The 24,344-nt window shown below is 61.7% G+C and carries 16 protein-coding genes and 6 pseudogenes; 4 read left to right on the top strand and 18 right to left on the bottom strand.

The annotated features are described in order from the left end of the window. Nucleotides 1-34: 34 nt before the first annotated feature. Nucleotides 35-1,087 (top strand): annotated as a pseudogene (locus tag ACTGJ9_RS38625) (IS110 family RNA-guided transposase). 587 nt (nucleotides 1,088-1,674) lie between these two features. Here ACTGJ9_RS38625 and ACTGJ9_RS38630 read toward each other — a convergent pair. The 5 genes from ACTGJ9_RS38630 to ACTGJ9_RS38650 all read right to left on the bottom strand — a co-directional run bounded on the left by ACTGJ9_RS38630 (nucleotide 1,675) and on the right by ACTGJ9_RS38650 (nucleotide 4,182). Then, nucleotides 1,675-2,577 carry a replication initiator protein A gene (locus tag ACTGJ9_RS38630; protein ID WP_456675276.1) on the bottom strand — a complete coding sequence of 301 codons (903 nt, stop codon included), beginning with the start codon at nucleotides 2,575-2,577 and terminating at the stop codon, nucleotides 1,675-1,677. 3 nt (nucleotides 2,578-2,580) lie between these two features. Next, nucleotides 2,581-2,859, bottom strand: a complete 279-nt coding sequence (locus ACTGJ9_RS38635) for a helix-turn-helix transcriptional regulator (protein WP_456675277.1) — start codon at nucleotides 2,857-2,859, stop codon at nucleotides 2,581-2,583. Nucleotides 2,860-2,983: 124 nt separating this feature from the next. After that, on the bottom strand, nucleotides 2,984-3,505 hold the full coding sequence (locus ACTGJ9_RS38640; protein WP_456675278.1) for a DUF2285 domain-containing protein: 522 nt from the start codon (nucleotides 3,503-3,505) through the stop codon (nucleotides 2,984-2,986). A 58-nt stretch (nucleotides 3,506-3,563) separates the two neighbouring features. Next, nucleotides 3,564-3,746: a transcriptional regulator domain-containing protein gene (locus ACTGJ9_RS38645; protein WP_456675279.1), complete on the bottom strand. Its 183-nt coding sequence runs from the start codon at nucleotides 3,744-3,746 to the stop codon at nucleotides 3,564-3,566. A 157-nt stretch (nucleotides 3,747-3,903) separates the two neighbouring features. Further along, complete coding sequence (locus ACTGJ9_RS38650; protein WP_456675280.1) at nucleotides 3,904-4,182, bottom strand: DNA -binding domain-containing protein; 279 nt, start codon at nucleotides 4,180-4,182, stop codon at nucleotides 3,904-3,906. A gap of 107 nt (nucleotides 4,183-4,289) precedes the next feature. Between ACTGJ9_RS38650 and ACTGJ9_RS38655 the strand changes: the two genes are divergently transcribed. Then, nucleotides 4,290-4,568 carry a helix-turn-helix domain-containing protein gene (locus tag ACTGJ9_RS38655; RefSeq protein WP_456675281.1) on the top strand — a complete coding sequence of 93 codons (279 nt, stop codon included), beginning with the start codon at nucleotides 4,290-4,292 and terminating at the stop codon, nucleotides 4,566-4,568. A 165-nt stretch (nucleotides 4,569-4,733) separates the two neighbouring features. On the opposite strand, the pseudogene ACTGJ9_RS38660 reads toward ACTGJ9_RS38655, so the two are convergent. The 13 genes and pseudogenes from ACTGJ9_RS38660 to ACTGJ9_RS38720 form a co-directional block, all read right to left on the bottom strand. Next, nucleotides 4,734-4,901 (bottom strand): annotated as a pseudogene (locus tag ACTGJ9_RS38660) (DUF736 domain-containing protein); the annotation flags it as partial. Nucleotides 4,902-5,255: 354 nt separating this feature from the next. Next, a complete protein-coding gene (locus ACTGJ9_RS38665; protein ID WP_456675282.1) occupies nucleotides 5,256-5,462 on the bottom strand; it encodes a Flp family type IVb pilin in 207 nt (68 codons plus the stop codon). 388 nt (nucleotides 5,463-5,850) lie between these two features. Beyond that, on the bottom strand, nucleotides 5,851-6,009 hold the full coding sequence (locus tag ACTGJ9_RS38670) for a hypothetical protein (RefSeq protein WP_456675283.1): 159 nt from the start codon (nucleotides 6,007-6,009) through the stop codon (nucleotides 5,851-5,853). 32 nt (nucleotides 6,010-6,041) lie between these two features. Next, complete coding sequence (locus ACTGJ9_RS38675; RefSeq protein WP_456675284.1) at nucleotides 6,042-6,857, bottom strand: ferredoxin--NADP reductase; 816 nt, start codon at nucleotides 6,855-6,857, stop codon at nucleotides 6,042-6,044. Nucleotides 6,858-7,779: 922 nt separating this feature from the next. Then, nucleotides 7,780-8,815: pseudogene (locus ACTGJ9_RS38680) on the bottom strand (IS630 family transposase); the annotation flags it as partial. Between the two features lie 657 nt (nucleotides 8,816-9,472). After that, entirely contained in the window at nucleotides 9,473-9,793 is a 321-nt protein-coding gene (locus ACTGJ9_RS38685; RefSeq protein ID WP_247278035.1) for a DUF736 domain-containing protein, read from the bottom strand. Between the two features lie 542 nt (nucleotides 9,794-10,335). Continuing rightward, nucleotides 10,336-10,815: a hypothetical protein gene (locus tag ACTGJ9_RS38690; protein ID WP_456675285.1), complete on the bottom strand. Its 480-nt coding sequence runs from the start codon at nucleotides 10,813-10,815 to the stop codon at nucleotides 10,336-10,338. A gap of 134 nt (nucleotides 10,816-10,949) precedes the next feature. Next, a pseudogene (locus ACTGJ9_RS38695) lies at nucleotides 10,950-11,872 on the bottom strand (DUF2493 domain-containing protein). A gap of 331 nt (nucleotides 11,873-12,203) precedes the next feature. Further along, on the bottom strand, nucleotides 12,204-13,265 hold the full coding sequence (locus ACTGJ9_RS38700) for a DUF7146 domain-containing protein (RefSeq protein WP_456675286.1): 1,062 nt from the start codon (nucleotides 13,263-13,265) through the stop codon (nucleotides 12,204-12,206). Continuing rightward, the gene (locus ACTGJ9_RS38705) at nucleotides 13,265-17,587 is read right to left on the bottom strand and encodes a strawberry notch-like NTP hydrolase domain-containing protein (RefSeq protein WP_456675287.1); all 4,323 of its coding nucleotides are present in this window, start codon (nucleotides 17,585-17,587) and stop codon (nucleotides 13,265-13,267) included. Before ACTGJ9_RS38705 ends, ACTGJ9_RS38700 begins: the two co-directional genes overlap by 1 nt. Before the next feature lie 182 nt (nucleotides 17,588-17,769). Continuing rightward, nucleotides 17,770-19,886: pseudogene (locus ACTGJ9_RS38710) on the bottom strand (ParB/RepB/Spo0J family partition protein). A 107-nt stretch (nucleotides 19,887-19,993) separates the two neighbouring features. Then, a pseudogene (locus tag ACTGJ9_RS38715) lies at nucleotides 19,994-20,951 on the bottom strand (ArdC family protein). 498 nt (nucleotides 20,952-21,449) lie between these two features. Beyond that, a complete protein-coding gene (locus ACTGJ9_RS38720; RefSeq protein ID WP_148778152.1) occupies nucleotides 21,450-21,632 on the bottom strand; it encodes a hypothetical protein in 183 nt (60 codons plus the stop codon). Between the two features lie 1,229 nt (nucleotides 21,633-22,861). On the opposite strand from ACTGJ9_RS38720, the gene ACTGJ9_RS38725 reads away from it, so the two are divergent. Both ACTGJ9_RS38725 and ACTGJ9_RS38730 read left to right on the top strand, forming a co-directional pair. Continuing rightward, nucleotides 22,862-23,431 (top strand): hypothetical protein, encoded by a 570-nt coding sequence (locus ACTGJ9_RS38725; RefSeq protein ID WP_456675288.1) that lies wholly within the window; start codon nucleotides 22,862-22,864, stop codon nucleotides 23,429-23,431. An 11-nt stretch (nucleotides 23,432-23,442) separates the two neighbouring features. Continuing rightward, the gene (locus ACTGJ9_RS38730; protein WP_456675289.1) at nucleotides 23,443-24,102 is read left to right on the top strand and encodes an RES family NAD+ phosphorylase; all 660 of its coding nucleotides are present in this window, start codon (nucleotides 23,443-23,445) and stop codon (nucleotides 24,100-24,102) included. The last annotated feature ends 242 nt before the right edge of the window (nucleotides 24,103-24,344 follow it).

Genomic DNA, 24,344 nt, shown 5'->3' on the forward strand with positions numbered 1-24,344 from the left:
GCCGGCGCGTTCCGGCGGAGAATGGTAGAGACGAATGACGGAATTTTATGCGGGGCTCGAGGTGTCGCTGCAGGCGATGAATGTTTGCGTGGTGGACGGCGACGGCAACGTCGTCGAGGAAGCGACACTCGAGACCGATCCGGACGCGACTAAGCTGTGTCTCGCGGAGTAGAGAGTCCAGCGGAAGCGCGGCGGGCTTGATGCGTTCTCCTACTCTGCCTGGTTGTTGACGGCTTCGAGCGAAAAGGACCTTCCCATGATCTGCATCGAGACCCGGCGCGCCAAGCCGGCGCTGAACGCGATGCTGAACAAGACCGACCGGAATGACGCGAAGGGCATTGCCCAGATGATGCGGACCGGCTGGTTCCGCGCGGTGCATGTCAAGTCGGAGGGCGCGCAGACGCTGCGGGCGCTGCTGGTCGGGCGCAAGGCGCTGCTCGGCAAGGTGCTGGACATGGAGAACATGATCCGCGGCCTGTTGCGGCCGTTTGGGCTGAAGGTCGGCGAGATCTCGGTCGGCCGTTTTGACGCGCGGGTGCGCGAGATCATGGCCGGGAAGAAGGAGCTGGAGGCGATCGTCGCGCCGTTGCTGGACGCGCGAGCTGCAATGCGGCTGCAGCTGGCAAAGCTGCAGCGCCTGGCGCTGGCGGCGGCGCGCAGCGACAGCGCGGTGCGAAGGATGATGACAGTGCCCGGTGTCGGCGCACTCGTGGCGCTGACATTCCGAGCCACCGTTGACGATCCGGCGCGATTCAAGAAGTCGACCAATGTCGGCGCCCATTTCGGGCTGACGCCGCGGCGCTATCAATCCGGCCAGACCGACCGGATCGGCAGCATCTCCAAATGCGGCGATGAGCTGACGCGGGCGATGCTGTACGAGGCGGCAATCGCGATCCTGACGCGCATTCCGAAAAATTTTAAGCTGCGGCTGTGGGGCCTGCGGCTGGCCAGGAAGAAGGGCCTGAAGCGCGCGGCGACCGCGGTGGCGCGCGCGCTCGCCGTGCTGCTGCACAAGATCTGGATCGATGGCACCACGTTCCGGTTCGGCGCCGGCGGTAAGCGCGGCCGGGTCGCTGCGGCGGCTTAAAGGCCTCCGCGACCCGGCCGCTTCCACGCGCGCCTTCTCCTTCCGCCACGGCGGAGCGGCGTCTCCCGAGGAGACGGGGATTTGGGTGAGATCGCAACTTTTGTTGTCGGCGGCCTCATGCTGAGCTGTGAGGCCATCATGCACGACGCGGGTTAGCCTGACCGCCCTTTCCTCAGATTCCGGCTTGTGGTGGCCATCGTGCCAACCACGGATGTTAGCGAGTTCTCCTCGACGAGCGAGTGGCCGCAAAAGGACGTGACGCGCACCAGGCGATGATGTCGACGCCAACGATCGCGAAGATTTGCGCGCGATCGCGTTCGCGCGCGCAGATTGGAGATAACAATCGTATTGCAGCGAAGCTTTGCGCGTGAGAGTGTGGATGCATGAGGCATCCTCGTTGCACGCGCGGCCGACTTGTTCACAACGTACTGATTCACAACAAGAAGTTAGTGTCAGTATGTTAGGAAAGTTAAGAGAGCTGGAAAGATTGGCGTCGCAGTGCTTTAGGTGTGATCTCGGTCCTCGATAGCACGTGGATGCGGTCCCCGAAGGCACGAGGCTTCCAGTCCCTGATAGCACGAGCGAATTCACAGCTTATCCCCCGCAGGGCTGATAACGCCGCGCTTTCGCAATCGCTGCGTAGGCGGGTCGATCGGGACGGGTGCGAAATTCAATCGTTGTTCGCCATTCAGGTCGTGTGTGATAGCCAGCCGATAGCCCGGCAACGTCTGATGATGCACGATCTGGCGCAGGTCGTAGGCGAAGTGCTTGAGCGGCGAGAGACTCCCAGACTTGGCATGCAAGTGCACAAGACCGAAGCTCCAACCGCCATGCTGACGACCCCCGTGCTTGCGGACGAGGCGATAGAGCCAACGTTCGAGTCCACCGGTCAGATCGAAATACGCGCGGTCAATGGTTAGCACGAGCGATTCGTCTAGGACGCCCGTGTAGAACCAATCGGGTAAGATCAACTCGATTCCACGAGCATGCCCGTGCACATCGCTTGTGTGCTTCCATTCGTTGATCCAGGAGAAGCGATGCCGCCGCCGTTCCGTCGGCTGCCGGATTGAGGTCATGACGCTGGTTGATTGCAATCGGTCGAGCGCAGCCTTTAGGCGGTCGTAGTCGCGCACACTGGTGCCACGGCCGACGAACGTCAGGATCTCATAGGGGGTGGCGGCCATCAGGCGCGAGGTTTTCAAACCGGCATCACGGGCCTGGACAATCTGTGAGGCAGCCCAGATCAGAACATCCGCGTCCCAGATCGTCGCCAGGCCATGTTCCGGCACCGCTTCGACACGGATAGTGATCTTACCTGCGCGAAAGTCGATAGGAACGATCCGCTTCGACTTTGCTAGCGAGAAGAACGGATAAGCCATCAAGTCTTGCGCGTCCCGTGGAGCGAGATCGCCAGGAAGCGCGCGAAACAGATCGAGTTGGTCGCGCTCTGACCGCCGCCTTCCGGCTGCAGTTGAGTTGCTGTCCGCCATAGGTCAGCGCCGCTCCTTGCCCGCATACGGAATCGGTGTGTGCCGTTTCGCGGGCAGGACTGTGCCTCCACCAGGATCGCTGGTGGACGTTTTGGCGCCGCGGTCAACCCACGCCGTCAGGTCTTCGAGCGCATACACAACGCGACCGCCCAGCTTGCGGTAGGTCGGGCCTGTGCCATAGGTGCGGTGCTTTTCTAGGGTTCGGCCAGAGAGTCCGAGAAAGCGCGCCGCTTCGGGTGTGCGCAGGTATCGCGGCGGCAGGCCGGCGTTCGGATCGGGCATTTGCGAGGCTCCGTGGTGCGTCTGGAGCGCGGCCAGCTTTGGCCGCGCGTCGACGGTCACGATGGCGCAGTAGGAGTGCTTAGGGGGATGCCGAAGATTGAGCGATGATTTTCGGCACCCTGCTCTACTCCTTGCGAGATGGGGGACGTAGCAACGCGCGATAGCCGCCGCGCATCAGAGCCAAGCCAGCCTGCACCAGGCGGATGGTCCGGCTGCGCAATTCGTGGGTTTTCCAGGCGCGTTCAGGGATGCGTTTTCGGCCGAACAGCACCTCGGCGATGACGCGATATGATGCACCATCCATGCGTCCATCGAGCGCTCGCAGCACCAAGACGAGTCGTTCGCGCCGCTGCGCCGAAAGTTGATAAAGGGGAGGTCCTGGCGGGTGGCCGTTGATTGCGCGCCACAGCCGATGTGAGGCGTGGGCGCGGATCTCAAAGTCCGCATCGAGCGGCAGTTCGGCCGCGTAAGAGACGCCAAACTGCGGCGCCTCTTTCAGCCAGAGATGGTGTTGTGCCCCTTGAATGCGCAATACGGCATGCCAGCCGTCAGATGCCTTTCTGATGGTGCCCGATGAAAGGTCTGCAAGCGGTAGCCGCGCGCCGACCGCTTTTGAGCCGGACGCGCTCTGAACGAGCGGCACCACCGTCGGCAGCGCCTCAGGTGCCCAGAAGATTGTCTGTTGGTAGAAGGACCCCTGCGGGTCATGAGCGAAAGCAGACGCCCCATCTCCTTCGGAACTCGGAAGTCATCTGCGACCGATTTTCTCGATAAGAAGCTCGATAGTTGGGACTGCGCCGCAGTGACTCCCAGGCGAAATCCGACATCTCGCCCGACTTGATAGCGTGCCGATACGCCTCGGGTGAGCGCCAGTTGAACTCGGACATTGCTGTGATCCCTGCCGTATGTCGATTGCGGCGCAATGTCTATGAAGCTTGGGATTGTTGGGGAAGTCGCCAATTGTGCATCGCGTGATGCATGCAGGCGATCACGCGTCAGCGGAGAAATCTGCTCTCGAGTGCGAATTCGTTATGACAGATTTTGCTATTTAGTGGGGCCGCCGCGAAGCAAGTCACGGTAGCCGTGGTCTGCCATCCATTTTGAGCGCGCCAGATGACTATCAAACGCATTGCGGGCGCGCACCGGTTCGCGATCCGGGTCGATATGCAACACGATCCGGGTCACCTCTTTCCAATCCGCGCCATCGGCTTCGGCGTCAAGAAGTCGCCAATACGTCACCAGATGCTGCTCGTCATAGGTCGTCAGCACCGGCTGATCCGGCGCGACATCCGCGACATCGGGATCTAACGGTGGCTTCGTCATGTAGGCTTATGCGCGCACTTCGCTGAACTGCATTGTCGGCGAAACTTAGCGGAATAGTTCGGTTATAGCCAGTGGTTTGATGGTCTGCCTAATGGCTGTTTGGGCGCATGAAAGCTCGTGCGCTCGTGGCTTGGAATGTGCGCCGCATCCGCGTGGATCGCGGTATTCCGCAAGAGCAACTGGCCTACGACGCCGGGATTGACCGCTCATATATGAGCGGCCTTGAGCGGCAGTGCGAGAATCCGACAATTGATCTTCTCGACCGACTCGCCGAGACGCTGGGTGTTCATTTATCTGAATTCTTTATTCAGCCACCGAAGGGAGCGGCGACACCCAAGACGTTGCCTAAAGGCCGCAGGTCAGCGCGTCTACATTCCAAGAAATAGTCGCATTGGGCGTGTTCAGCTCATGCGGACAAGCGCCACGTAAGGGCGCATCTTAAACAAGTGAAAATCAACTCGACCAAGCCGATGCAGCTGCAGCTTTGGTCAATCGGCTTTTCTCCAAGAGTGAACCCCGCCCGAGGCTGTCGGGCGGGGCGATGATGAGCCTCACTCGCCGTTCTTGCGGGGCCGCGACCAGAGCAGGGTGTAGCCTTCGCCGCCTTCGTCATCGTACAGGTTCGCGTAGATCGGCGCGTTGAAGGAGGGATCGTCGAGCTTGAGCGAGAGGTAGTCGCGCCGCTCCTCGGAGCGCTTCGCTGCGCCCATCTCAGCCTTATATTGTGCACCGCATAAGGAAGATTATGAGCAGTTCAACCGGCAACACTTCTATGAGGAGCCGGACACTAGGGGCTTCAAGACCCACGGTTTAATGGACCGCGTTAAGGCCGGATTTTGCCATTCCAATTGAGCCTCCGCCCGAAGATTGACCACCGGTGCTAAGCGAGCCAGTATTATAGTTCACAGGCGTCGACCTCCTCGTCCGGGAATTTCTCGGCGTCCAGCTCCAGCCTGTTCTTCGCCTCTTCCAGCTCCCCTGTGATCAACACGTAAGTCCTCGAAAGTACTCGAGGAGCTGATGTGTCTCGATCAGCTGCCGCAGCTCGTGCCTGAACTGATATTTGCGGACGGTCATTCGCCTTGCCTATCATTGCTGAATTCACATACGGGATCCAACCTGTCGAGTTGGCGCGCCGAGAAGCTGAAGAATTGCATGCGGCTGGTGCCAAGAACAGTCAGGGCAAGGGCAATAGTAGCAGAAATCTCGGCCGCGGTCAGGCCGTACTCAATTGAGGTCGCCCCAGCCTTGTCTCGCCACATAAGAAGAGATGACTTCATCACAATTCCATTTTCGCGGCTGGACCCGTAGCGGATGCCGTTTGATCGCTCCCGCCACCCATTCGCTTAGGCGCGTGCGATCTCCCAAACGGTACCCGATCCTCTCTCATCCGAGGTTAAGAGGCAGCTCAAGATTGGCCCCTGTTAGAAGTTGACCAATGCCGTACAACAGAGACAACGCGACAAGCACAGCGTAGAGATAGGCCGCGAGTTGAGGCCAAACGTCACCGTCACGATTAAACATTAATCCTCATATAGCACCGCGCTTCTGATTGAAAACCAAGAGCCCGGCCCCCATGAGTGCAAGGGCGGGGCCGCTCACCGACGCCCAAAGCCAGGGAGCCACGCTACTGGGAAACAGTGCGCTACTTCGGCGTCGCTCAGAGACTCACGTGCGTTCCGATTTTCCGTTCCCGGCGCTCTTTACGACGTTGCGTAAGACGATTTCAGAAAGCTGCACAACCTGCCTTTTGAGAAACGCAACCAGCTGTGAGAGACGACGAATCTCTTGCTTGCAGCGCTCAAGCTCGCGCTGTTCTTCTGTCATTGCAGATGCTTCATCGCAATTCCTCCTTGCCGTCATGGTTCATGTAGACCTCTTTTCCGAGAAGAGCTCAAACTATTGCGTTCGGCGAACTCCTTTTCGAACACGAATTGCGCCGGCTCGCCGTGATCGCCTTCGACAAAGCCCTTCGCTGCCAATAGCTCGCGGGCGTCGCGCACCAGGGCGGGGCTGCCACAGATCATGACGCGGTCATGCTGCGGCTCCAGTTCCGGCAGCTCGATTTCGGTAAACAGCTTGCCTGACTCGATCAGGTCGGTGATCCGGCCGCGGTTGCAGAAGCGATCGCGCGTCACCGTCGGATAATAGATCAGCTGGAAGCGCACGAAGTCGCCGACCAGCTCGTCGCTCGGCAGTTTTTCCGTGATCATCTCGCCATAGGCGAGCTCCGCGACGCGGCGGCAGCCATGCAGCAGCACGACATTCTCGAATCGTAGATAGGTTTCGGGATCCTTGATCACGCTCAGGAACGGCGCAAGCCCGGCGCCGGTGCCGATCAGATAGAGATTGCGCCCGTCCTCGAGGTTATCGATGACCAGCGTCCCAGTCGCCTTGCGGCTGACGATGATCTCGTCACCCTCCTTCAGATGCTGCAGACGCGAGGTTAAGGGAGCATCCGGCACTTTGATCGAGAAAAATTCCAGCCGGTCCTCGTAATGGGCGCTGGCGAGGCTGCGGGCACGCAGCAGCGGCTTCTCGTCGATCTTGAAGCCAATCCTGGTGAATTCGCCGCTGCGGAAGCAGAACGACGGATTCCGCGTCGTGGTGAAGCTGAAGAGATTGTCGGTCCAGTGATGGACGCTCAGTACGCTTTCCTGGGTGAAATTGCTCATCTCACCGCCCCGGCGAAATTAAAGCACGATCCGAATACGGGCCGCGTTCGCGCGAAGTTTACACCAGTTTTCCGAATGATCATACTACAAGCACCAGATGAGGCTCTCGATGAAGTACAGTCGCACCGATAGCTCCGCGCCCATAACCGCTTTGACTTCATTGGAAGATTGGCTTGTGCCCCGCCTGTAGCGATCAACCCGGGCCGCTGCCCATTCACGTAGATATCCAATCGCTTTACTCTTCGGCCCGCCGGCATCCCCAGGTGAACTTTTTCCCCAGTTCACGCCGGGCCGGTAGGCTGGCCTTGCCAGCTCACTCCCTGCCGAGTGGTCGTGCCCTCCTCGAGCAGACGCAATGGTGGATTTTGGGCCGCATTTGCTCCGACAAACACAGTACATAGCAACGAACAATCTCGTTTCGCACCTGAGTGTGGTGTCTCGGCTTCAGTGGAGCGTTTCGTACAAAAGACCTCTTCCATCTCGCCTAGACCTTGCGCTCGGTTGCAAAGCTACTGGAACGGGGACCCCAACGAGGATGGGCGCTCCGAGATTCGCCGAGATATCAATCGCCTGAACATGCTTCCTAAGACCGCCCGTAATTGCTCTGAGCTGACTGTAACAATTCTGTGATGTTGCTTAATGCAATGAGACGCGTGTTCACGGTTAAATCCTGCATCTTGGCCACCTTCTTCGATGGATTTCACGCCGCACCTGGTCCGAACTTTCCCGATCGCCTGTGGACAGCGGGCCTTGTCATGACGGCACATGCTCGGTCCTGTCCAGACACCCGCGTGCTTCAGCCTCCACTCAAGCAACGACGCGAAGCGGAAACAAAAGAGGCATGGGCACGGACTTCAACGTCTGCATCGAGCGGCAGTTCGACGGAATAGAAGGCACTGTCCTGAACCAGAAGTTCACAACATCACATCGTGTTTGTCGGGGCATTGTACCGGCAGAAGGGTTCGATGGAAGCAAGGATGTCATTGGCGGACTTGGTCCATGGGAACGGCTTGGGATCGGCGTTGTGTCGGTCGATGAACGAAGTGATGTCTGCCCGGAGGGCGGCGACGCTGCAATAGATGCCGCGCCTGATCTTCTTATCGGTGAGAAGCGCGAAGAAGTGCTCGACCCGGTTGAACCATGACGAACTGGTCGGGGTCAGGTTCATGTGCCCAGCGCGGCCTTTTAGCCATCCATCTTTGGATCATTGGGGTGTTGTGCGGGGCGTCATTGTCCGTGACGAGCTGGACGTCGAGTTCGCGCGGCACTGAGGCCCCGATCTCGTCGAGGAACTTGCAGAACTCGGGAGCACGGTGACGTCCCTCGCGCTTGCCGATGACTCGACCGGTCACAATGTCGGGAGCGGCGAACAGCGACTGGTGCCGTGTTTCGTCCAGTCATGGCTCCTTCGGGCCGGCTGGCCGCGACGCATCGGCAGCATCGGCTCGCTCCGGTCCACCGCCTGGATTTGGGACTGCTCATCCACACATAGAGCGACAGTGTGCTCGCCGGCGAGATGTAAAGGCTCACGACGTCGCGCACTTTGGTCACAAAGTTTGGATCGGTCGAGACCTTGAACATCTCCATCCGGTCCGGCTGGAGCCCCGAAGGCCCGCCAGATACGGTGCACGATCGACACCGACAGGCGACTGGCCTTCGCCGTGCCGCCGGAACTTCAATGGAAGCGTTCTCAGGGCAACTCTCCGATGTCCTCACGATCACGGCTTCGATGCGGGCATCCTCAACCGTACTTGGGCGCCCCCAAGGGCGGCTCGTCGTGAAGCCCGTCCACACGCCGCTCCACAAAACGCCGCCGCCTACCGTCGGCCGGTCAAGAGAACGCTTGGCCGCCACTTCCTTGTTCTGACCCCTTCCGCGCAGGTCTGCACGATCCGCGCTCGCAGCGCCAGCACCCGCACCCAGCACCGTTTCCGCGCGCCGTTAGCGAGTTCGGTTCGGCACGCTCTTCATCGCTCTCAATGTCAGTTAGGCAAGCTGGCGGACCGCCATCACATTCTCCATCCCTGCTGCATCCTCCATCTTGGCACAGCGACGCGAATTTAATGCGAATCTACTTGCGCACTTGTGACTCGGAACACTCGCTGCCGCGCCTCTTTGCCATCAAATACCTCTCTGTTGCTGGCCGATGCAAGGTCAGCGGACGGTAGCGGGGCGGCGGGGCAGAGGCGCTCCGCGCGACAGGCACCAGCCTCGGCAAGCCCACCGGTGCTCAAGATCAACTTGGCCAAAATGAACGCCGTGACCACTCATATATGGGTGGCCTCGAGGGGCAATCTGAGAACCCGACAATTGATCTTCTCGATCGGCTGGCCGAGACGCTGGGTCTTCACTTTTCTGAACTCTCTGTTCAGCCCCCGGAAGAGCGACGACACCGAAGAACTTCGCCTAGGGCGCAAGCCGGCGAGCCCACGTTCCAAGAAGAAATAGCACTGCTGCGTAAGAGCGACTTTATGGCCACCCAGATTGGTTGCGAGTTCTAGAACGCGAAATCACGAAAATCGACTGCGCCGATGCAGCGGCAGCGTTGATGTTTTCGACCTTAGGCTCCGAAAGGAACCCGCCCGATCAACTCGGGCGGGGCTTTAGAGCGAGTTTCACTCGCCGTTCTTGCGCGGCCGCGACCAGAGCAGGGTGTAGCCCTCGCCGCCTTCGTCATCGAACAGGTTCGCGTAGATCGGTGCGTTGAAGGAGGGATCGTCGAGCTTGAGCGAGAGGTAGTCGCGGCCCTCCTCGGAGCGCTTTGACCAGGCTGCCCCGATCTCCGCCCGTCCCACGTAGATGCGGTGGCTAGGCGCGTTGTCGCTGGAGCGGTTGGTTTCGGCGACGATGCGGACGCCCTTGGTCTGAAGGCTCAGGGTGACGATCTCGCCGTGAAACTCGTTACCGACCTTCTTGAAGGAACCGATGTTAGCCATGTCACTTCTCCTGTTTGTGTTTCGAGCCCGCGACCACCGCGGCCTCGATGGCGATCTGAAGCCGAAGACGATCGGCGACGCACCCGCTTCAAGGGCCGGAGCGCAGCGGAGGACGCCGTTGTGGCGACTTTCTTGTCTCGCGAGGAATGGGCGAAGCCCAGGGGAAGAAAGTCGCAGCAACGGCGTTGCGGCTCAGACGATCGAGGCGCAGCCGGTCTTCGGCCAGATCAAGCCATCAAAGAGGCCACGTGGTCCGCGTGCTGAACCGCAGTCCTGAGAAGATTGGCGAATCTCGGTTCTGCTGAACAAGAGGTTGGTACGGGTCGGCGCAGAAAGAGAAACAATCCGCTGCAAAGGGCGGTATCGTCTTCCAAGGAATGATCAAGGGCACACCGCACCGCTGCAGCTACGTGGGTCGGTCCGAAATGGCTGCGGATTGGTCAAGGCACTCCGAGAAGGACTGCCTCCCCGCTCGCGTCCCGATGATCCTTCATTCAACGCATCGATCTACGCGAACCTGTTCGATGATGAAGGCGCAAGGATCATCCCTTGCGGATAGTGGCCGTAAGAATTGGCTGGGACCTCTCCGCCACCCCGCCCGACTCCAACGGGCGGAGTTCCGCAAACACGGTCAAGCGCGTCCATGCCGTGCCGCCGATGCAAACCGCACCTACGCAACTGAAGGCCTCGTGCCAAGCCAGCGAAGACCCCCCGATCTGCGACGTGGCAAACACCACATGATAACCAGCGATTGCCGCAGGGACGGCGAATGCGGTTGCGATCGCGACGCGCAAGGTCCAGGACCGACTAACGGCGACGGCAACCTGACCAGCGGCAAGCGTCAGCGCGCCGGAAGCGATTCCGACAAGCAGTGCGCCGACGACACTAGCGCCGGCCTGTAACGCCGTCATCCCGATACTCAGCGCGACGAAAAACGGCAAAGCGTACACCGCGAGCGCAAAGATCGCCCAGCAAAACAAACCGATACCGAGTGTGTTGAGAACAAGCCCAATGGCGAGCATGGTGGTGGCTCCATGTGCATGGATTTATCAATCGCGCCTTCCACCACCACCACGGCGCAGTTTTAGATGTAAAAACGAAACGAGGCGGAGTTGCGGCGTGCAACTCCACCTTGGCGTCTTCGAGGCGACGGCGCTCATGCACCGCCGAACTTCCAGACGGGAATACCGAGCCGTTTCGCCTTGTCGGCGAGATTGTCCTGAATTCCTGTGCCCGGGAAATGCATGACGCCGATCGGCAGAAGCTCGAGCAGAGCATCGTTGCGCTTGAACGGCGCCGCCTTGGCGTGTTTCGTCCAATCGGGCTTGAAGGCGATCTGTGGCACCTTGCGATTGGTCGCCCATTTGGAGGCGATCAGTTCGGCGCCTTTCGGGGAGCCGCCATGGAGGAGGACCATGTCGGGGTGCTTGGCATGAACCTTGTCGAGGCGATCCCAGATCAGGTGGTGGTCGTTGAAATCGAGCCCTCCAGTGAGTGCAATCTTCGGTCCTGGTGGCAACATGACCTCGACCTCTGCACGACGCTTGGCGGCGATGAAGTCGCGGAGTCGATCATCGCTGCGGTGAGCGTTCGGTGATTGACCAATGATCCCGACCGAGGACGCCAGGCCCCGCCGGTGTGGACCTCAAATCGCTCGATGGCCTGGTCCCGGAATAGCTCCAGGCAATTGCGGCGCTCGATCAGCGAGATGCCTTCGGCCGTCAGGCGCTCGAGTTCGACCGATCGCACTTCCGAGCCGTTCTGCTCGCGCTGGCTCTTGTGCTGCGCCTGTTCGTTGTCGTCGAGCTGCCGTTCGATGCGGTCGAGGGCCCGATGGAACAGGTTGACGGTCGACCAGAGCAGATCGTCAAGGTCCGGCTCAAGCCGCGTGTCGTTCAGGGTCGCAACCAGGGCGTCGAAGATATCGGCCACGGCGCCAGCGATCATCTTGCCCTCCGGGAGCGGCCTTGGATCGGGCTGGTCGTCGAAGGGACGATAACCGAAGAGCTGCAATTCGGTGAGGACGTGGTCGGTTGAAGAAGAGGCGTGCGGCGACTCGATGTCGTCATGGTCGGTCATGGGAAGAGGTCCTTTGCCGGATCGGCCGCGCCCATCGCGGCCTTCGTGGCGATCCTCTGACGGCAGGCGGAACGGGCCAGAACCCGAATGGGCCGCAGCGACAGCGGAGGATGGCGAAGACCGGCTATTTTGCTTCGCGATGCAAAGCGCGCCTCTCGGATTGCTCATGTGGCTTCTCATCGCCGGCGCGCGGCGGAAAATAGCCGGACGCAGCCATTGCCGGCCCGAGCCGCATGCCGTCCGATCGCCCTCTAGAAGGCCGAGGTCGCGTCCTCTTCCGGTATTGGCATCGCCTATGACCCGCCCATCGACGTCGATGGGAGACGGTCAGCTATTCCACGGCTGCCGTCGACGGATGCAGAAAGCGAACGATATCCTCTGGCACAAGCTGAAACCGCAAGGCTGCTCGGAGGGTATCGCAACCGAAGACATGCAGATCTTCGTTGAAGTCACCCAATCGAGGCGACAGCGCGATTGCTTCTATGCCGGCATCTGCTGCGCGCTGGGTCAGAACGGCGTGCACCGTATCGCCAGCGACATCGGCATCGCGTGCGATGTAGAGGCGACGCAGGCCGGTCGGGAGCAACATGGCCGAGAGGTGATTGGCCGAAAGCGCAGCCGCCATCGGCATAGTCGGCAGCACGTAGCGTAGCGAAAGCATGGTTTCGACACCCTCCCCGGCAGCGAGTACGTCGTCTACCACGCCGAACCGAACGGCATTGCCGAGCAGGTCGCCCATCGCCCGTCGTGGCGTGTCGATCGGAGCTTTGCCCAGCCGAATGTGATCAAAGCCGTCCGGATCGAGCCAGGTGCGGTGCACGCCGGTGATCCTGCCTTCGAGGTCCGTGACGCAGGCGATCATCGCTGGCCAGGTTTCGGTCGGCAAATGGTCGTCGGGCCGATAATAGCAGCGCGGATGGTAACGCAGACTGCCACCATGGTGGATGCGCGTTATACCGCGACGCTGCAAATATGCCTCGGCAATGGTCGCCTCGATCGGACTGGAAATCTGAAAGAGCCGACGGGCAGCTTGCCGCGATCCGAGCGGCACTAGGGAACGAACAGGCTTCAGGGCCGGTTGCTGCTCAGAACGGGGAAGCTTGAGAAAGCGCCTCGCCTCCTCGGCGACCTCACGAAAGTCTCGCAAACCCAGACTTTCCCGGATGATGTCGAGGAGATCACCATGTTCGCCGGTTGCGGCATCGCTCCACTTGCCCGCCGGCCCCTTCGGCGATTCCTGGAGCCGCACAAATAGTGAGCGGCCGGGGGTGTTGTGGACGTCGCCGACCAACCAGTACCGCCCCGCCCGCTTGCCATTGGAGAGATAGTGTCGGCACACCGCCTCGGCCTCGCGCGCGAGGCGGCTTGCCAGTTCAGAAGCATCGCGGGACATCACGCGGCCTCCCGCTCGCCGATGCGCGCGACCGGGTAGCTGTCGAGCACCTTCGCCAGCATCTCGACGCCGCTTGCGTCCGTCGGCACGAACATGCGCAGCTTCCAGGTGATGATCTCTCCGAAGAGGCCGTAGGCCCGCAAGCGGTCGCGCATCGTGTCGTTGAAGCCCGACAATTCGATGCGGTGTGCGCCCATCACCCGGACACGGCGAAGCTGGAGTCCCTCCGCAAGCTCGAGGACGATCCGCCCTTCCATCAGCGCTGCAAAGGCAGCGTCCGGCGTCAATACCGGCGCGTCTGCCGCAAGGACGTTCGCGACCCAGGTCGCTGAAACCTTGCGGCCGATGATCCGCTCGCCCGAATCGGTCTGGAGCCGATAGACCCGGGTCGATCTGTTCGGCAGCCGCTTCCAGATGGGCAGCAGCAAGCCGGCCACGACGTGGATCGTGCCTTCCGTGAACTCGGGCACCTCGGCAAGCTCCGCCAGCCAGGCAGTGGCGAAGCGTTCACGATCAACTTCCACCCAATGGCTCTCTGCCATGGCGGTCAAGGCGACGCTGTGCTGCTCCATGGGCCGGATCAGCCGGAGGCGCCGTTCGATCTCGCCGTCGTCAAGCATGAAGCTCGGGGCTGGGACTTGCACGGCGGCTCGTCCCGAGCGCTCATTGATCAGCAGGACGGCGTTGCGATCGAAGACGCGAGCAAGCGCATCATCCAGACCCACAGGATGATTGCGCAGGCGCTGGGTGATCGTGAGCAGCCGGGTCTCGGCACTGGTGCCCGGATGGACATAGATCGTGCGCCTGCCGGTGACGACAAAGCTATCGGCGCGGAGCGTTTCCAACCCGACGTCATAGGTGCCCGAGGCAACTGCGCCTTCGATCCGGGCCGTCAATAGCTGCTCGAAGACGGTGAACAGGATGTTCTGAAGATCGATCGTGAGCGCCAGTAACCGGTTCAGGAATGTCGTGATCGGCGGCAGGTCATCCCTGAGCCCATTGGTGTCGGTCAGCTTCAGACCGGTCGCATCCTCGAACCTCTCGAGCGAGCAGCCGTCGACCTTGCCGCGCGCCAGCAGCGTGTAGAGTTGGCGCAACGCGTCGCGGCCGTACTGGCTTTCGAGATTGTCCTCGGGCCGGAACAGGCCCTGCCCGCCGGTCTGGCGCTGGCCGCGCGTGATGGCTCCCAACGTGTCGAGCCGGCGGGCGATGGTGCTGAGAAAGCGCTTTTCGGCCTTTACGTCGGTCGCAATCGGACGAAACAGCGGCGGCTGCGCCTGGTTGGTCCGGTTGGTGCGGCCGAGCCCCTGGATCGCGGCGTCCGCCTTCCAGCCGGGCTCGAGCAGATAGTGAACCCGCAGGCGGCGATTCCGCGCCGACAGCTCGGCATGGTAGCTCCTCCCTGTGCCGCCCGCGTCGGAGAACACGAGGATCCGCTTGACGTCGTCCATGAAGGCCGCCGTCTCGGCGAGGTTAGCCGAAGCTGCCCGGTTTTCGACCACCAGCCGGTCGCCCCTGCGAACGATGCGACGTGAGCGGCCGGTCACCTCCGCGACCAGATCAGTACCAAAGCGCTGAACGACCTGATCCAGCGCTCCCGGTACCGGCGGCAACGAGGCAAGCTTCTCGATGAGGCGATCGCGGCGAGCGACGGCCTCCCGGCTCTCGACCGGTTGGCCGTCACGGTAGACAGGCCGGGAGCAGAGATTGCCTTCCTGGTCGGTGAAGGGCTCGTAGAGCTGGACCGGAAAGGAATGGGCGAGATAGTCGAGGACGTACTCACGTGGGGTGATGTCGACCTGGACGTCGCCCCAGTCCTCCGTTGGGATCTCGGCAAGCCGGCGCTCCATCAGCGCTTCGCCGGTCGAGACGATCTGGATGACAGCGGCATGGCCGGCGTCAAGATCGCGTTCGATCGAGCGGATCAACGATGGCGTCTTCATCGAGGTCAGGAGGTGGCCAAAGAAGCGCTGCTTGGCACTTTCGAAGGCAGACCGCGCGGCCGATTTGGCCTGGCCGTTCAGCGTGCCGGTCGCGCCGGTGATGTTGGCGGCCCGCATTGCCGCGTCGAGATTGTTATGGATGACGCTGAACGCGCCGGCGTAGGCGTCATAGATCCGAACCTGCTCGGGCGTGAGCTGGTGCTCGACGAGCTCGTACGCGACGCCCTCGTAAGATAGAGACCTCGCCGCGTAGAGACCGAGCGCCTTGAGGTCACGAGCCAGCACCTCCATGGCCGCGACGCCGCCCTCCTCGATCGCCTCGACGAACTCGGCGCGGGTGGCGAACGGGAAATCGGCGCCTCCCCACAGGCCCAACCGCTGGGCATAGGCGAGATTGTGGACCGTCGTGGCGCCGGTCGCGGAGACATAGACGACACGGCCATTCGGCAACGCGTGCTGAAGCCTGAGCCCGGCGCGCCCCTGCTGGGAGGCCGCCTGATCGCTGCGCTCGCCCTTCTGGCCTGCCGCGTTCTGCATCGCGTGGCTCTCGTCGAAGACGATCACTCCGTCGAAGTCGGAGCCCAACCATTCGACGATCTGCCGCACGCGCGAAAGCTTCTCGCCACGCTCGTCGGTGCGCAGCGTAGCGTAGGTGGTGAAAAGGACGCCTTCCGCAAGCCGGATCGCTGTGCCCTGACGAAACCGGGAGAGCGGCGTAACCAGCAGCCGCTCCATGCCGAGCGCGGACCAGTCCCGCTGCGCGTCTTCGATCAGCTTGTCGGACTTGCTGATCCAGACCGCACGGCGGCGACCCTTGAGCCAGTTATCGAGCAGGATGCCCGCGACCTGCCGCCCCTTGCCCGCACCGGTGCCGTCGCCCAAAAACCAGCCGCGGCGAAAACGCACGGCATTGTCTGCATCGTCGCGTGCGGCAGCCACAACATCAAAGGTCGCATCCACCGTCCAGGAGCCCGCAAGAAACTCGGAATGCGCCTCGCCGACATAGATGACGCTTTCGAGCTGGGCGTCCGACAGGATGCCATCCGCCACGACACTGGCTGGCAGATGTGGCCGATAAGAGGGTTTCGGCGACGCGACCGAGGCCATCGCGGCGGACTGCACGAGTTTGGTCGGATGCGCATGCGCGTCCGGAATACGGATCGCCTGCAGTGTGTATTCCTCGTAAAGCGCATCGGTGAGCCGGGCGCCTTCCGGAGGCGTCCACTCGACCGTCTCGTAATTTAGTTCAGCGCCCTGTGGTGCGCCATCTCGCGAAGAGGACGATGAGCTGGGTGCAAAGGCGCCGGCCGGCCGAGACGTCGCGGGGCTTCTGATGACGTCAACCACGACAGGGGTGGCGACGGGCAGCCTCGGCGGCACATGCTGGATCACCCAGTCGAGCAATGTGGCGACATCGCCCGCCATGCCCAGCGAGGCCGGAAAGACTTTCGGATCTGCGGCGGACTGCTTGTCGATCACGAGCAGCCTGGTGTCGGTCTGCGTTCCGTGTTTCGCGTAGACCGCGCCATCGATGGCTGCAGAGAACACCACCCGCCCGCGCTCCTGGAGGCGAACGAAGGCATCTCGCCATGCCGGATTGTCCGGCGCAAGACTTGCGCCGGTAATGGCAACCAGACGTCCACCGTCGCAAAGACGCGCCAAGGCAGAGGCGATATGCCGGAGCGCCGCATCCGCCATCCGCCGATCGACGTTCGCCAATGCCGAGAATGGCGGGTTCATCAGGACGACGCTTGGTATGACACCCGCATCGAGGTGATCATCGATCTGGGCGGCGTCGAACCGCGTGACCTTAACGTTGGCGAACAGTTGATCGAGCAAGGCCGCGCGGGCCTCGGCCAGCTCGTTCAATACCAAGGCGCCGCCAGCGAGCTCAGCAAAGATGGCGAGCAAGCCGGTCCCCGCGGAGGGCTCCAGAACGCGATCGGCAGACGTAATGCCGGCTGCGGTGCATGCAGCCAGCCCCAGCGGGATCGGTGTTGAGAATTGTTGAAGGGCCTGGCTGTCCTCCGAGCGCCGCGTGTGGGTCGGCAGGCAGCGCGCGATTTTCGCGAGCATCGGCAGCATCGCGGCCGTCGAGCCGGCCTTGACACGGATGGCCGGGCCGAACTTGCGAAGGAACAGAACCGTTGCCGCCTCGCAGGCGTCATAGGCGGTCTTCCAGTTCCAGGCGCCAGTGGCGTCGGAAGCGCCGAAGGCAGCTTCCATGGCGCTACGCAGGACAGCGGCATCGATGCGCCGGCCGCGCTCGAGATCAATCACGAGCTGTCGCGCGGCCCGGACGGCGGCGGAGGTGAAAGTTGCAGCGGCACGCATCGAGAGCGGCGCGGCGGCCGCGCCGCCGGCGAGAGATTCAGTCATGACAGGGTTCTTTCAGAGAGCAGGAAGGGGTCGAACCATCAGGCGCTCTCCTCTAGACCCGACGGCTCAAACCCTTCCCGGCCCGACTCTCCTCTCAGCCCTCGCCCATAAGAATAGGGACCGGCGCGGCACGCCGGTCCCCAAGCAATCGCCGGACGGATGGAGCCATCCCTTCTGCGATGTCACTCAGCTGCGTCGAGCTGTTGCGGATCTTCGTCGCTCGCGTTCTCCCGATCTTCATCGTCGGCGAGGAATTCGGGCAACGGGCCAGCTTCACTCTCCTGCTCTCCTGACGCCGCATTGGGATCGACGAGACGCAGCGGCTCCGGCAACCAGCCCGAGCCATCGAGAAGGCGCTCGGCCTCCTTGGCCATATCGGCCTTCTTCAGGTGGTCGATCAATTGCGCGGAAGAGTCACCCTTGGCTTCCCGCACCGCCTCCAGGATGCGAGGCTTGGTGACCCGGCCGAGATAGTTGTCGACGGAGGGCTGCCACCCCGCTCGAACCATGTCGAGGCCGAGGGCACGTGCCAGCACATCAGCATGGTCGAGCCGGGTACGGACGCCGTGGGCGGAGACGCGGCCCTGATTGTAGCGGTTGGCCGGCTCGTAGAGAGCGTTGACCGCAGATGACGCGCAGTGAGCAAACAGGGATGCCTGTGCGGCGCCGTCGAGGGCCGTGAGCGCATCCCAGAGATCGTTCCCGCCCTTCGGCAGGCGTGCCTTCCAGGACTCATGCCGCGCCTCGACGGACTTCGCCGACGCGCTTTCCCTCAAGCCAGGGGCTTGAGCCGGAAAGGCCGGCGTGCGAAGTCCGATCTCAAGGCAGCTTCCGGACGATGCGAACCGGTAAAAGGCCGTCAGCACGAAGTTGTGCAGCACCGCCTGGAACACGATCGCAGGATTTTCTGCCAGCGCATCCCGCAATGCCAGCGTGCGATGCGCCGTCAGCTCGGTGATTAGCCGATCCGGCAGAGGTTTTGTCGCGTCCTCATCATCTTCTTGCGCGTCAGTCGCGCCGCTAGCCACGGCGATGACCGTGCGTTGGACGGAAGGACCAGCCGCCTTTCCTCGACCGATTGTGTGTCGGCGGCCTGCCCGACATCAGGATCGTCTGCCGGCACGTCATCCTCCGGCCGGACGTAACCCCGATCGACCGAGAGGCGCCCTTCGGAATCGATGCTGACGAAGACGCCGGCGCGGGCGATCTCGGCCGGATCGTAAATCATCGGCCGGTCCTCGAACGCGGCCAGTGCCGTCTCGATTTCGCCGAGACGCTGATCGACCTCGTCGGGCAACTCGTCGGCATCCTGATAGTCGGATTCAAGCTTGGCCTGCTCGGCGTTCAGTGCGTCGATGGTGGCCTGCTCCTCCGGGGAGAGATCGACGGATTTACCCTCGATTTCGCGCAGGCCCTCCGTGTGGCCGTAGGGGAATTCGACGGCGACCGAAATCCACTTCCAGCCCTGCGCAGCGATTGCCTCGGCCTCGGCCTTGAGCTTTTCTGTCACGAGACGATCGAGCAAAGACACGTCCTGGAGCCAGCCGCCATCATCGTGCTCGAACAGATCCCGCAAAACTCCGCCACCAGCCTGCTCGTAGGCCTCAAGCCCAATGAACTGAACGCGGCGATCGGACGCGCGCACGGTGTCTTCCGTCAGCATTCGTCGGATCTGGTATGGCTCATCATAGCCGGATCGGCTGACATTCTCCCAGACCTGCTCCTGCCTGGCGTGGTCGGCTGTAACCGAGAAGGCCATGAGTTGCTCGAGATTCATGCCGTCCTCGGCATAGACGTCGTGGAGCTTTGGCGACACGGACGCCAGCCGAAGTCGTTGCTTCACGACGGCCGGGGACACGAAGTGCCGGGCCGCGATATCCTCGTCGGACAGGCCGGCCCCACTCAAGGTCTGGAAGGATCGGAACTGATCGAGCGGGTGCAGCCCTATCCGTTCGTCATTCTCTGCAAGCGAGTCGTCTTCAGCGATGCCTCCCTCGCGCACGACACAAGGAACGACTTGCGTCTTCGCCATGCGCTTCTGCCTGACGAGAAGCTCCAGCGCGCGATAGCGCCGGCCGCCGGCCGGCACCTCGAACATGCCGGTCTCATTGCCTTCGGCGTCCACAACCGCGCGCACATTGAGACTCTGCAGGAGCGTACGCTGCGCGATGCTTTCGGCGAGTTGCTCGATCGAAATGCCCGCCTTCACATGCCGGACGTTGGACTGGCTCAGCACCAGCTTGTTGAACGGAATATCGCGCGAGGGCGACAGCGTGATCTTTTGGACAGCCTTCGTCATATCGATTCTCCACGACGGGCAGCCGGGAGCTCTCTCTCGGCCTCCAACCCGTCGCGGAAAGCGAACCCACCCTCTCACTCTCGTGCCCGCGGCGGCCGAGTAGAGCCTCACGCCGCTTCCTGCTCCGCTCTCTCCGCCATCATGTCGACAGCGGGTTCGGGTAAGAATCCAAGGAGATAGTCTGCGACCTTGCTGGCTTGGGAAGCGGCCCGGACAATTGCACGATGGTCCTCGCGCAACACGTCAAGCCACGAGCCAATATAATCGGCGTGCCGCACCGTCGGCACTATACCAAGCGAAGCGCAGCTGAACGCAGACGAGATTTCCGCAACCAACTCCTCAAAGGCATACTTCCTGGTACCTAAAGCTGCCCGACAAGTCGCGGTTGAGGCGTGACGGATGGCCGCTGGCATGCGCCAGCTCGTGCAAGGCCGTTCGATGCCAATTGATCGGTTCGAAATAGGCTTGCGGTGGGGGCACTTGGACGTAATCTTCCGTCGGCAAATAGAAGGCGCGGTTGCCGCCGATGCGGAAGTCGATGCCGGTCGCCTTGATCAGGTGTTCGACCTGCGGCTCGATCAGGCCTGGCGGCGGAGGCGGCGCCGTCGTCGCGATCTCTGGAGACAGGCCGTCGCATTGATCGCTGTTGAAGACCGTGAAGCGCTTCAGGAATGGGACAACTTGTGCCTCCTCTCCGGTCTCGTGCGCGCGGCGCTTTTCGCAGGCAGGCACGAAGCGGTCGGCATAGACGATGGTCGTTCCGCGCTCGCCCTTGCGGACGTGACCACCGAGCGACAGCGCCTGGCGGAAGGTAAGCCAGCTCTGGCCTGTAAATCCGTGTTCGGTCGCGGCACCCCATAGAATTAAGATGTTTATGCCGCTGTATTGGCGCCCGGACGCTGCGCTTTTCGGCATGGCCAGAGGCGCCTTCGCAGCCGCGGTGTCCCAAGGCTGCACCCACGGCACTCGACCAGCCTCCAGCTCGGCGATGATCTTGCTGGTGACGCCGTCATAAAGGCTCGTCCGGTCCTCACCGGTGCGCGCCCGAGGATAATGTCTGGACATCGCGGATCTCCGCGACGGGCGCCGCGAGCTCTCTCGCAGCCTGTAACCCGTCACGGCAAAACCGCGCGACACTCTGACTCTCGCCTCTACCTGAGAGAATGCGAAATCTGCGACGCAGCCCGCCTTCCATCGGGTATTCATGGGAATTGCGTTGAGCTACCTAGGGCCGCAGGCCGACCAGGCGTGCGCCAGGGGCGCATCGCTCACCGGGCAATGGCACCCGGAGAGCGTGAGCATAGCGACCCGAAGGGGCACGCGGGTCCGAGTGCAGCGACGAGACCGGTTCAATAACGGCACCCGGGAACGGGGCAGTGATAGCGATCGCCGCAGGCGAGCCCCTTTTCCGAGTGCCCCCGGCGAGGAGCTCCGCATCCCCTTGCGCGAGGGATCGACGCCGCACGGCCGAGACGCAAAGCGGCTCGGTTCACGAGAGCCCGATGCGGCGAGAGCCGCACGCGCGCAAACGGAAGAACTCCCACTAAGAATTGAGTCTAAGACCTAGATCTCCTCGCGCGCATTCGTCTGCGCGTCGTAGATCCTGATCTGAAGCATGGGAAAACGCCTCTTCAGTTCTTCGCCACCTGCCCTGGCGCCGTCCCTGGTTGTAAATTCGGCTTTGAGCCGGCCGTCCACTTCAAGCGCGTAACCAGAGGCCGGCAATTCACGGGTGGCTGCAACCATTTCATTCCCATTGTGCAGTGAGGTGATTGGAAATGATGGATAGCGCGAGTCGCCCAAACCGCGCCAGAGCCACCTGCCCAAGTGCGGTGATTGGCCAACGCACGTTGTGGATTGGCGCCTTGCTGGGATCGCATCAAGGGTGGGCATTTGCATCATCCGAACAGGCGGACGCCTTTCCACTTGCGCGGATGCATGCCCGATAGAGCCACGGCTCGACGTAGCTGCCCTTCCAGAGTCCCTGGCCGGTACGCTCAGCCTCACGCTGAGCTTCGCGATACCTGCCCTTCGAGTATTGGGGCCAATCCAACGCAAGGCCGCTGCGTACAAGCCATTCACCGAGATCCACACCTGCACCGAGCAGGTCGCAACCGTGCGGCCATACGGGTCGAGGCTGACTGGGACACAATTGACAGGAGGGCGGGCTATGAAGGCGTCAAGGTCGTTTGCGGCCTGCGCACCGCAACTATATTGTAGACTGTCGTCTGGTATCTCATGGTCATGCGACAGCACCCGATGGCTTATGCGACGTTTGATCGCGACACCCCAACAACTCTACATGTTCGATCCCCCTGCGATGGCCAGGCACCGCGATCGGTTGGGGCATCGTTACAGCGGCTAGGACAGCCGGATCCGATCTGCGCGCGAACTGCTCACATCGAGAGTTATCTTCCGCTTTACCACCTCACGTAAACCGCCGTGCCGCTTTCGGAACGCCGAATTCGCCATGATTGTCCGATGGTCCAACAGGGGTCCGCTGCCGCCCTCTCTGGCCCCGGCTCTACGTGCTACGCGATGGGCAGAACTGAACGTGCTCGGCAAGCTTCTCTCTCGAGAAAGTCATCGAGCGGACGGGCTGTCGAGAACCAAGCTGTACGAGGAGATCGAGATGAAGCACCTCGTCGTCAAAAAATGCGGCAATCGGACCCTTGTCCTTGAAAGCGATCTGAACCGGTTTCTTCAAGATTTGCCTAGCTTGTGAGCTCCACCGGTTACCAGCCAAAAACGAGGTTGGAACCGGCTTCGGCGCCTGGGCCCGTTCCACCTCGGAATATAGCTGAAAAACCTTGATGATTCCGGTTATTGTATTATATTGATAACCGAAATAACCGGAATGACGCCATGACGGCCGCAGAAAAAGCTCTTGAGCATTCGGGTGTGGGAACCGTCGCGGGGACCCCGAAGAAGTGCGAAGCAAACTTGCCCACCTATCGGCGGAGCAAGTCGTTGCTTTGACATTGAAGCATGGCAGCAAATCACTTGCCCACGTCCTGTTGGATACAGTTGCTATTCTGGCTCCGCTGATCCCCAGCATCATTGAGGATCGTCACAAGGCGAGGTTTCGGTCGATCATCGAGGCTCTCGTCCCTGACGTTCCCCCGCCTCGGCACAAGCTGATTGAGGCCCGGATGACGGCAGAAGCACGCAAGCGCGTGATCGAGACCGGCGAATGGATGACGGCGGCGCAGATCGCCGAGATGGCGGGATATAGCACCAGCAATCCCAGCGCTCAGCCGAACAAGTGGAAGCGGGATGGGCAGATCTTCGCCATACATCATCGCGGAACGGACTACTTCCCGGGCTACGCTTTCGACTCCTCGACCGATTATCGCCCGGCAAAGGGGCTGGCACCGGTGCTGGAGGTATTCCGCGGAAAGAAAGACGATTGGGGCCTCGCCTATTGGTTTGCGTCGGTCAACAGCTTCCTTGGTGGCAAGCGACCGCAGGACTTGCTGATTAGCGAGCCCGATCGCGTCGTTGCAGCGGCCGAGGATGAGGTAGCCGGCGTGCTCCATGGCTAAGAACGTGCTCCATGGCTAAGAAGAAGTCCGGTGCACGACGCCCCCCGACTGCCCGACCGAAGGCAGCGAGGCCATCGCCAGCTCCGCCTTCGCCGCCGTCGGCCGTACCGGCTCCGCCCGCCGACCTTGCCAATCTGGTGAACATGACGACCTGGCCGAAAGGCCAAGTCGTTCATCGTATCCACCCGAAAGTCTATGGCAACAATCAGTTCAATCCTGGCCCGAATGGCAACGCCCGGTTCAGTCCGATCAAAGCTTTAGGCGGCTCGAACATCCCTACCCTTTATGGCGGCACGACCTTCGATTGCGCGGCCATGGAAACCGTCTTTCATGACGTGCCGTTTGTCGCCGGATTAAAAACGTTCGACAAGCAAAAGCTGGCCGGCCACGCCTATTCGCAGGTGACGCCGAAACGAGATCTCAAGCTCGTCGATCTCAGCGTGCCGGCCCTCAAGAAGCTCGGGATTCAACGCGGTCAGTTGATCGATACTGAAAAGGACGGGTATCCGAGGACCCGGAACTGGGCCGAAGCCTTTCATACTGCTTGCCCCCACGCCGAGGGACTTTGCTGGGTATCGCGCCAGGACGATCGCGCCTTGGCGATCGTGATCTTCGGCGATCGCGTCGCCGCGGCGGATCTCTCCCCGGAGGCACTTCGGAAGATCTTCTGACTGTGGACTCCGTATACGCGGACCTCGTTATTCTCGCGGATAGGATCGGCGTCAACTTTATCGACGGCAAGTAGCGACGCAACCGTCCAGAGCCCTCAAGAGTAAGCCAGGTCACATTTCGATCTATACAATCTGTGATATAACCGTGGTATTGGCGCACTCTTGGGGGGCCGGTTAACAAGGCACCCGCGCGACGTGCAGGATAGCGAACGTCGCGAAACGACGAGCCCTTCGCGCGAGTG

This window comes from Bradyrhizobium sp. RDM12 (genome assembly GCF_051917485.1).
GTDB lineage: Bacteria > Pseudomonadota > Alphaproteobacteria > Rhizobiales > Xanthobacteraceae > Bradyrhizobium.